We start from the raw sequence: 1,026 nt of genomic DNA on the forward strand, positions 1-1,026 counted from the left end.
GCTCTGGGTTCGCCGCCAGGCCCAGCCCAACCGCATGCGTCGATGCCCAGGCTCGCCCGAGATATCCTTGTGGTCGCATGTCAAACAACCACCACGGCAGCCCGTCGCTATGGAGGCTCACATTGTCGGTTTGCACCATGACAAACCCGTCAGGGCGAACCGGAATCAGCTCGCCAAGGGGCTGAACGCGCCCTTCATCGGTGATGCGGTAAACAGGTGCAGATCTGAATCTGCGCCAGGTATCGCGTAGGGCATATTGAATAGAGGGACCCGCCCCGAATCGAACAAGATCGTCACCAAGCTGCCTCAATGCGCGGGACAGTGTTGGCTGGCTAATTTCCATTTTTTCAATCATTTGCCGTGCTTGCATTGGCCCCTGACTGAGCAACTGGCGTATCGTGTCGAAGCGATCAGGCATAATGTTGAATCACTGAGTGAATAGATAAATGAATAGATAAGTGAATAGGTATCCTATCACTTACTGTGTGAGCCGTCACCTCCCCAAAGAGGGAGGCAAGGCGTGGCATAAGAACCGGGAAGCGAAATCAAAGCATAAAAAAAGCCACTCCTTTCGAAGTGGCTTAATGCTCTGATTTAACAGGTAAAATTTGGTGGCCCCAGCTGGACTTGAACCAGCGACCAAGCGATTATGAGTCGCGTGCTCTAACCAACTGAGCTATGGGGCCTGAGGCGCAGGATTATAATGTAACTCTGCGGCACGATCCAGCGCTTAACATGTGTCTGCTGCATTTCCAGGCAAAAATAAAGATAATCTGAAGCGATTGAATTATAACCCTTTACGCATCCTCAACAAGGACGCCGTCATAAGGTCTCTGGTCCGTACCGCAGTGTTCGGCGTTCCGGGCAGGCCTAAATCACCGGTGGATGATAAATGGCGCTGCTCCAGTAGCGGCTGCTGGCGTGTTTCTCTCCCAGCCAGCCAAGATGACGTAAGCGGCGTGCAATCAGCTTATTCATAATGCCGTGACCCACCAGCAGTACATTGCCTTCGGCAGACAGGGCGAT

The 1,026-nt window shown here is 52.7% G+C and carries 1 tRNA gene and 2 pseudogenes; all 3 read right to left on the reverse strand.

The annotated features are described in order from the left end of the window. Window positions 1–370: pseudogene (locus tag WH277_RS03915) on the reverse strand (type II toxin-antitoxin system HipA family toxin YjjJ); the annotation flags it as partial. Between the two features lie 239 nt (window positions 371–609). After that, window positions 610–686, reverse strand: a tRNA-Ile gene (locus WH277_RS03920). Between the two features lie 184 nt (window positions 687–870). Then, window positions 871–1,026 (reverse strand): annotated as a pseudogene (locus WH277_RS03925) (histidine phosphatase family protein); the annotation flags it as partial.

The sequence above is a fragment of the Erwinia sp. MYb416 genome, from assembly GCF_037479575.1.
Classification (GTDB): Bacteria; Pseudomonadota; Gammaproteobacteria; order Enterobacterales; family Enterobacteriaceae; genus Erwinia; species Erwinia rhapontici.